The sequence below is a fragment of the Betaproteobacteria bacterium genome (assembly GCA_009377585.1).
In the GTDB taxonomy this organism is placed as follows: Bacteria; Pseudomonadota; Gammaproteobacteria; order Burkholderiales; family WYBJ01; genus WYBJ01.
This window is the reverse complement of record WHTS01000187.1, coordinates 1-7,946: the sequence shown is the minus strand read 5'-3', so window position 1 is coordinate 7,946 and position 7,946 is coordinate 1. Positions and strand designations below refer to the sequence as shown.

Sequence of the window (7,946 nt, the reverse complement as noted above, 5' to 3'; positions counted from 1 at the left end):
CGATCGAGAGTTCGTGGTTCGGACCGTCATCTCGACGACCTGATCAACCCTGCATAACGGCAAAATCATGCGCCCCACGGCCTCGCGGGCGGATTTCATGAATAATGCAGGTTAGGAGTTCCCGAATGAGAGGTCAACCGCACGGTGTTCGGCGAAGATTGCGATGAAAATCTCGGTGGCCCGACGGCCTCTTGCATCCGAAATCGCCCAAGTTGCATCGCTCCGACGCAAGTTGAGCGCGATGCGCGAGCGCGGGGCAGGCAATGTACCAGCACACCCGCTCGGGTCACTTACGCTGGTCGCTGGCTACGCCCACTGCAGCCTACAGGGCACCCAACTGAAGTTCTCAATTCGTCGCGGATACACTTCCGACTCACCGCCTTGGATCACACCCGATTTCCTTTGGTCTTCTAGTTGATTCTCGGGTGGGTGTTGATATATTCTAGTCGATATGACTAGAATTACGGTGCCAATATGCCCTCTTCGAGTTCCCGATCGCCCACACTGCCGGGACACTGGCAGCTACAGGACGCCAAAGCGCGTTTCAGCGAGCTCGTTAGGCTCGCCCGGTCTGACGGTCCGCAGCACGTCAGCGTTCACGGCCGCGACGAGGTCGTCATCATCGCGGCTGAAGAGTTCCGCAGACTGAGCGGCGCGCATACGGGACGAGAACTCATCGCGGCGATTCAATCGTCGCCTTACCGAGAAATCGAAATCGAGCCAGCCCGGGGATCGATGCCTGTGCGCGACGTGTCGCTGTGATCGGCTGGCTTCTCGACACGAATATCGTTTCCGAAATTCGTCGGCCGCGCCCGGAGCCGAAAGTGCTCGCGGCTATCGAGGCAAAACCGCTTGAGCACCTCTATATCAGCATCGTCACACTCGCGGAAATCCGCTTCGGCATCGAGCAACTTGAAGACTTGAAGCGGCGTACCGAGTTGAACAATTGGCTTTCGAATAAGGTGCGCCCGATGTTCGAACAGCGCGTTCTTCCAATCACCGAAGACATCATGGTCAAGTGGCGGCTGCTTGTCGAGGACGGTCGCAAGGCCGGGCATACGTTCTCTCAGCCTGACTTGATCATTGGAGCCACCGCCATACATCACGGACTCACGGTCGTGTCGCGTGATACGACCGACTACATCCGCGCGGGGGTTCCGACCTTCAATCCATGGAACGACCCACTGCCCAGCGATCCGCAATGACTCGAGCCAGCAACGACCACGCCGCCCACGTGCGTCCCCGAGCACCGAAACCTCGTCGGCCAATCGCCGCGGATAAGCTTTTCAAAGCACCCTTAAGCTAACGGACTCCGTATCGCCGGTGCTTCGAGGCGCAATTCGTACAGTGTCCGGTAAACGAGTCAACGACTTGTTGAACCCGACATCGTCCCGAGCTGCTCGCCGCGGTTGAATGCTCGCAGTGCCCTTCGGATCTGTGCGGGACCATAGATCGGCGAATTCATCGTCTACGCGCACCGACTCATAAGACCTGATGCGAGCAGAGCGATGAGCAATGGCCGCACGTTGTTTTCGTCAATTGCCTGTACGCCGGTTACCGCGCCGCATTGGCGGCGCACATCGCTCGCGAATTCTCTTCCACCCATTTCGGGCTGAACATGCCTCGCGCAAGATATCGAGGTACTCGTCGGGATCGACATCCTCATCTGGAGGCATCGCGCTATCCGCGATGTGCGCGACCAAGGCGTGCCTCGTCGAGCGATTCGCAGCGCTCGCAACAATTCGGCTAAAAGCTTCGCAGCAATAGGCAAAGGTCTCGCGCTTGCGGAAGTCGATATCAAGGAGCCACTCGCGCCGACGTACTTCCGGCAATCCAATCGTGACTCGCTTGCAATTGTGGAAAATATGCGCCGCCTCGTGAACCACGAAGTCGTCGAAAGCCCCCTCAGCTTCAAAATAGCGCTTCGATACGTAGCACGTCGTCGCTTGGCTCAATCCAACCAAGCGCGGCGCATCCGGCCCGAGCAACGGCGCGACGATGCTCTCGAGATAAAGATTGGAAAGCGTCCATGCCGTGCTGCACCAGACGGTTTCCGTAAGCACGGATTCGATGTTCGCCGAAGTCAAGAACACCACGCAGCGCCCTAGCATATCGAGCACGATGGGCTGCTCGTCGAGCGGAAACAAGCCTTGCACCATGGGCGCGACCTTCTCGATCGTCAGGCGCGTCACGTCCACTTCGGGCAGCGTCCGGAAGCTCCGTGCGTGAGCCACCCGTTCGCGAACTGCGTCAACGAGCGCACTGCGCAACGCGGCTTTCGCTCTTCGCATGCAATCGATTACATCATTGCCGGGCCAGCAGACATAGGCGTTGATGTCGCAATGACCCGTGCGGAGGTAGTGCGAGACGTGTTCCTCGGAGGTATTCGGCATCGAAATGGCGACGTCATCCATGAACGTCATCTGCACCAAGTCTTCTGGGAAATTGCGCAGCGCTCCGCAAAAAAGCTTCTGACTTGGGAGCAACCACTCACGCGCTAGGCCTTGCCAATACTGGAACACTGGCTGGAGCGGGTGAAGAGAACAGCACCCGACTTCTAACTCGTTGACTGTGAAAACCTATCACACAATGCCTTGCAGATATGGACTGGGTTATGGACTGATTCTGCCACACAGGCTAAGCGGGCGGTACAGGGTGCGTCCACAGGTCCAGTGAACGCCGTCAACAGCCACGAGTCCTCCCACACAACGGATCTCAAAACCGTTGCTCGATGAAGCCAACTCCTTGATTTCGAGAATTGGAAGGGTGCGTAGATCGTCGCTGCCCGCAGAGAACTGATACGAATTTGCGACGCTCTCAGCGAAGTATCTGCCAGAGCCGATCTACCACTTTAGCAGGCGCGCATCTCCTCGGGCAGCACGCCGATCACCGGAACCGGGCGGTTGCGAAAGGCCGTCTTTTCGTTCAGGTACAGAACGGCCGTCTTGACTCCCGGCACGGCGCGGATCTTGTCAACCTCCGATACCCGGGATCGCCTCAGGAAGCTGTTCGCCGGTGAGTATCGAGATCTGCTCGCTTAGAAAATCCATATACGTACTATCGGCAGCATGCTGCGATTGACGGACGCTCAATAAACGGATGCGGCAACATTTTCCCAAAGAGAACGTCTCCGAAGGGCGTCCGGGGCGCAAGCCCGTTCCCGGCGTTCGGTGCTTGAAGCGGTGCTCTGGATTTTGAACACGGGCGCACAATGGCACATATGCTTCCTGCAGTGCTATGCGAACTACAAGACGGTGCACCGACGCTTTCAGAATTGATGCGTGCAGGACGTGCTGCGCGAGATTCTGAAAGAGCTGGCCAGACGCGAAGAGGCCAAATGAGACGGCCCGAGGCCCGATCCAATTGAGGCAAACAGGTGACTGAGGTTCTTCTCGCTGCGGCGTTCACGCTCGTCGCACTCTTGTACTCTGCGGTCGGGCAGGCCGGCGGCACCGGCTATGTTACCGTTATGGGCTTGCTTGGGTTTGAGCCTGGAGTAATCAAGGCGACGGCGCTGTCGTTGAACATCCTTGTAGCGGCAATCGGCTGTGCGCGGTTCTATAGCGCTGGGTTGCTGACGTGGCGCCCTGCTACCCCTTTGGCATCTTGGGCGCGCCGTTTTCGCTCCTGGGAGGCACGATCAATCTGCCACCAACGATCTACCAGCCGATAGTTGGCGCGTTGCTGTTGCTCGCAGGTTGGCAAATGGTCCGCTCTGCACGGGCCGCTGCGCGACGTGACGCGAACGCGGCAAAGGAACCGCCCTTTGTTGCGTCATTGATCGTGGGCGGTGCTATCGGGTTCGGTTCGGGCATTACGGGCATCGGCGGCGGCATATTCCTGGCACCGTTGGTTATGATGCTAGGGTGGGCAGAGACTCGCCAGGCAGCGGCAATTTCCGCCTCGTTTAATCTCCTGAACTCGGCAGCCGCGCTGGCTGGCGTCTGGGCAACGGTGACGGCGCTACCTTCGCAGCTGCCGGTATGGCTGGCTGCTGTCGCTTTTGGGGCCCTTGTAGGCTCCTGGATGGGCTCGCGTTACCTCAAGCCCACGAGTCTTCGCGTGCTGCTGGCCGTGTTGTTGTTCGTAGCGGGCGCGCGGATGATCGTGAGCCCGTTTATGTAGGCGGCGTTTGGCCTACCCAGGGGAAAGGCCGCCAGATGCAGCCGACGACGTCTGCGACGTCTCTTAAAGCCGCTGAGTGCTCGCGCCGATCAGTTGTTGCCGATATGCTCTTGCCGATATGCGCGGTACGGCGATTCGTCATTTTGATTGCTGTAGCCAAGAAGAAGGAGTCGGCATCGACATCACGGCGCTGCTGCTCGCGGGTGTCGCCTTCGTAGCGAGTATCTGGCTCATGGTCGAGGGCGCGGAGAAACTCACCGAGAGCTTCCTGCGGATCTCAATCACCTTTGGAGTCTCGACCTTCCTGCTCGGCTACCTCCTGAGTGGCATCGATCTTGAGAACCTGGCGGTCGGGATCGCCGGCGCCGTCGGCGACATGCCAAGCGTGGCCTTAGGAACTGTCATCGGCTCGGCCACCTTTCTGCTGTCGTTCGCGGTCGGCGCGACCGCCGTATTGGTTCCGCTCCAAAGCGACACGCCGCGGCGGCTTCTGGTCCTGACCCTCCTCAGCCCCGTGCCGCTCGCGCTCCTCGCCCTCGATGGCACCTTGTCCCGGGTGGACGGGGCGATTTTGTTCGCCGCGTCGCTGGTCTTGATTGCCTACGTCGTGCACACCGCACGGACGCATCCCTTGATGAAGCCGAACGAGCACAAGATCCGCAAGGCGCTCCGCCCGCGCCCGAAATGGTGGGCACCGGTGCTGCTCATCGGCGCCACGATCGCCATCATCATCGGCGCGGAGATCTTTCAGTGGAGCGTGAAGGAGCTGCTCGCGCTCCTCGGCTGGCAGGCCGCCTGGTTCGGCATGATCATCGTCGCCGCCGCGGTGAGTTTCGAGGAAGTGCCGCGCATGCTGGCCCCGGCACGTCAGGGCCACGCCGAGATCAGCGTCGGCAACATTCTGGGCACCGTGTTGTTCTTCGTTCTCTTCAACGCCGGCCTGATCGCCATGATCCACCCGCTTGCGGTGGAGCCCGCGGTGCTGCGCTTTTACTGGCCCGCGATGATGCTGGCGCTCGCCCTGATCATCGTCTTTCTCTGGCGCGGCCGTATTGCACGGTTGGAAGGCGGCGTACTGCTGGCGCTGTACTTCATTTACGTCGGCATCGCTATCAGCGGCGACCTCTGGCCGTAGGGCGGGCACATCGGGGAACCATGGACAATGACCGTTCGCGCCGACCATCCGCAAGGGTTGCAGACTGCCGTCCGTCTCGTCGCTCTGCTGAATCTTGCGTACTTCGGCATTGAATTCGCTGTCGCTTTGGCAATCGCCTCGGTGTCGCTGTTTGCAGATAGCATCGACTTCCTCGAAGACGCCTCGATCAATTTCCTGATCGCGATCGCCCTGGGATGGACGGCGAGGCGGCGTGCGCAGCTGGGGATGCTCCTGGCTGGCATCCTGCTCGTCCCCGGTTTGGCGACACTTTGGATGGCGTGGGAGAAGTTCACGCTACCGGTGCCCCCGGAGCCGTTCGCGCTCTCGCTGACTGGGCTCGGCGCCCTGGCAATCAACCTGAGCTGCGCCTTCATGCTGGCGCGCTACCGCCGACACAAAAGTAGTCTCACGAAAGCGGCTTTCCTCTCGGCCCGCAACGATGCGATCGCAAACGTGGCCATCATCGGAGCGGGCCTACTTACCGCGCCACGCTTTCCGGATGGCCAGACCTGGTCGTCGGCCTCGGCATTGCGGTGATGAATGCGGATGCGGCCAGAGCCGTCTGGCGCACCGCCCGACAGGAACACCGCGCGGCGGCGAGGTGACTCCGCTCTGTGTCGTGCGGAGCGGTCTCGACAACTCTCGCGTTTGGGGAAACAACGGCGCTGATGGCATCCGAACGCTTGGTATTTCTGCGCGTATGAGAACTTGCGTTTTTCGCGCCAACCACCGGGGAAGCGGCTGGAAGCGTCACCCGAACGCTATCAATAGCGTTCCCGCCACGATCAGTGCGCCACCCACGGCGGTCTGCCAAGTGAGGTGCTCGCCGAGGAATAGGACACCCATCCCGATGACGAGTGCAACGCTGAGCTTGTCTATCGGCGCGACCGACGAAACCGGGCCGAGCTGCAGAGCGCGGTAATAGCACAGCCAGGAGAGCCCCGTCGCGACTCCCGAAAGAACGAGAAAGATCAGGCTGTACCAGGAAATCGTTCGCGGCGATTCCCATTCGTGGCGCGCAGCTACGATTCCTGCAGTGACCGCGAGAATCACAAGCGTCCGTATGAACGTTGCAAAATTTAAATTGATTTGCGCGACGCCGAGCTTGCCGAATATTGCCGTGAGGGCAGCAAAGAAAGCGGAGCCTAGGGCGAACGCCTGCCACGTCTTGAGAAAGGCCATGATCGGTCCATGCTTTGTTCAGTGATTCGATGCGAATCGGTGACCGCACCCACGCTCGCCGAAGAAACAAGCTTCGTATACTTAAGCCATCACACCGCCTTCGTAGCGCGGCCTCGGCGCCTGCCATTGCGAACGTCTGGCAGCGAGTACGTCCTCCGACACGTTGACTTGCAGTAGTAGTCGATCCGCATCGATGGTGATCGACTCACCTTCTCGAATCAGCGCAATCGTACCGCCGACCGCTGCCTCAGGCAGCGACATGTCCGACCACCATACCGTACGTTCCACCCGAAAAACGGCCGTCGGTGATTAGTCCGACGTCTTCCGCGTGCCCCGCGCCTACGAGAACCGACGTCGGCGACAACATCTCTCGCATCCCCGGGCCGCGTTTCGGACCCTCATAGCGGATGACAACCACGTCGCCTGAGTGACGCGGGTCGGTTCGGGAGTACTACCTCATGACGGCGAAGCGCTTTTCCGCGCGGTCGTTCGACTGCAAACTTTCCAAACGCACAAAACGCTCACTTCCCGGACGGGCCACGTACCTCGAACTGTTCGGTGATTTTCTCGCCGTTTGCGAATTCAAAGGTCACTGACACCTTTTCACCGATGCGCAGTGCTCGCGTGGGCTTGATCAACATAAGATGATAGCTACCGGGCTTGAACACGACCTCGCCGCCGGCCGGCACCTCCACCTTATCAAGGTGCACCATGGTGCTGCGTCCCTTTTCTTCCGTGCTTTTGTGGAGCATCACCTCTCCAAACGCGGGTGAGGTGGCGGCCACCAGCTGAGCAGGTGCTCTGCCAGCATTGCGCAGCGCAAAGTATCCGGCCGCCGGGACGCCAGCCGGCAGAAGGCGAATCCAGCCATCGGAGAGTCGGAGGCTCCCAGCGGAAGCAACTGCGGCGAGAAGCGACAAGCAGACGACCAGGATGGAACGTTTCATGATTGGTTGAACTCCCATACTGAGGGATAATGTAGGCGAGTCGCTGGCAAACTTTCAGCGTTGAATCGAGTCTCACGCGGTATGGGTTCTGGCTGGGCGCGATCGATTAGCAATGCGAGGGGACTTCGAAAAGTCCTCGCATCACTGCTCGTAGTGGCTCTGATCGTCGGCGCCCTTCCCGTCACGTTCGCTAGCCCGAACATGGGACCAGAATGCGCGACATCGTCGAGCCCCGCGGGACATGGCGACTGCTGCGGCGACAATGCCATGATGGCTGATTGCAACGCGGATTGCATGATGACCTTCGCAGCGGCTCTGGGCGTGTATACGAGTTCATCGCACTCAACAACCGCCAGCTAAAGCTGGTGGGTTAGGTATTGCGGACTGAAAGTCCGGATACGCGTCGCCTAAACGACGCGTCTTACTCGGGCTCCATCCTGAAATCGTCGTTCGGCTTCGGCTCAAAGTGATGCTCCAGGTACTGCTTGATCATCTCTTCGGTCATCTGACCCACCGTCGCACAAAAATACCCTCTC

General features: G+C 59.8%; 7 protein-coding genes and 4 pseudogenes. 6 read left to right on the top strand and 5 right to left on the bottom strand.

Annotated elements, in window-relative coordinates; all coding sequences use genetic code 11:
- Positions 1–474: 474 nt before the first annotated feature.
- Both GEV05_29600 and GEV05_29595 read left to right on the top strand, forming a co-directional pair.
- A complete protein-coding gene (locus GEV05_29600; protein MPZ47442.1) occupies positions 475–762 on the top strand; it encodes a type II toxin-antitoxin system prevent-host-death family antitoxin in 288 nt (95 codons plus the stop codon).
- On the top strand, positions 759–1,205 hold the full coding sequence (locus tag GEV05_29595; protein ID MPZ47441.1) for a PIN domain-containing protein: 447 nt from the start codon (positions 759–761) through the stop codon (positions 1,203–1,205). The genes GEV05_29600 and GEV05_29595 overlap by 4 nt, the downstream gene beginning before the upstream one ends.
- Before the next feature lie 330 nt (positions 1,206–1,535).
- Here GEV05_29595 and GEV05_29590 read toward each other — a convergent pair whose 3' ends face one another.
- Positions 1,536–2,429 carry a hypothetical protein gene (locus tag GEV05_29590; GenBank protein ID MPZ47440.1) on the bottom strand — a complete coding sequence of 298 codons (894 nt, stop codon included), beginning with the start codon at positions 2,427–2,429 and terminating at the stop codon, positions 1,536–1,538.
- A 639-nt stretch (positions 2,430–3,068) separates the two neighbouring features.
- On the opposite strand from GEV05_29590, the pseudogene GEV05_29585 reads away from it, so the two are divergent.
- From GEV05_29585 to GEV05_29570, 4 genes and pseudogenes are all read left to right on the top strand, one after another.
- A pseudogene (locus tag GEV05_29585) lies at positions 3,069–3,275 on the top strand (transposase).
- A gap of 194 nt (positions 3,276–3,469) precedes the next feature.
- Positions 3,470–4,125 (top strand): annotated as a pseudogene (locus tag GEV05_29580) (TSUP family transporter).
- A gap of 76 nt (positions 4,126–4,201) precedes the next feature.
- Positions 4,202–5,260 (top strand): hypothetical protein, encoded by a 1,059-nt coding sequence (locus GEV05_29575; protein ID MPZ47439.1) that lies wholly within the window; start codon positions 4,202–4,204, stop codon positions 5,258–5,260.
- A 27-nt stretch (positions 5,261–5,287) separates the two neighbouring features.
- Positions 5,288–5,886: pseudogene (locus GEV05_29570) on the top strand (cation transporter).
- Positions 5,887–6,031: 145 nt separating this feature from the next.
- Here GEV05_29570 and GEV05_29565 read toward each other — a convergent pair.
- The 4 genes and pseudogenes from GEV05_29565 to GEV05_29550 all read right to left on the bottom strand — a co-directional run.
- Positions 6,032–6,463 (bottom strand): EamA family transporter, encoded by a 432-nt coding sequence (locus GEV05_29565; protein MPZ47438.1) that lies wholly within the window; start codon positions 6,461–6,463, stop codon positions 6,032–6,034.
- Positions 6,427–6,839, bottom strand: a pseudogene (locus tag GEV05_29560) (hypothetical protein). The gene GEV05_29565 and the pseudogene GEV05_29560 overlap by 37 nt, the downstream one beginning before the upstream one ends.
- 145 nt (positions 6,840–6,984) lie before the next feature.
- The gene (locus GEV05_29555; GenBank protein ID MPZ47437.1) at positions 6,985–7,428 is read right to left on the bottom strand and encodes a copper chaperone PCu(A)C; all 444 of its coding nucleotides are present in this window, start codon (positions 7,426–7,428) and stop codon (positions 6,985–6,987) included.
- Positions 7,429–7,831: 403 nt separating this feature from the next.
- Positions 7,832–7,946: IS200/IS605 family transposase (locus tag GEV05_29550; GenBank protein MPZ47436.1), on the bottom strand; the 115-nt coding region annotated here is incomplete at its 5' end.

What these genes read in the sequence shown, in the direction of transcription:
- GEV05_29565 (MPZ47438.1), bottom strand. Translation starts at nt 6,463, where the DNA reads ATGGCCTTTCTCAAGACGTGGCAGGCGTTCGCCCTAGGCTCCGCTTTC.
- GEV05_29600 (MPZ47442.1), top strand. Translation starts at nt 475, where the DNA reads ATGCCCTCTTCGAGTTCCCGATCGCCCACACTGCCGGGACACTGGCAG.
- GEV05_29555 (MPZ47437.1), bottom strand. Translation starts at nt 7,428, where the DNA reads ATGGGAGTTCAACCAATCATGAAACGTTCCATCCTGGTCGTCTGCTTG.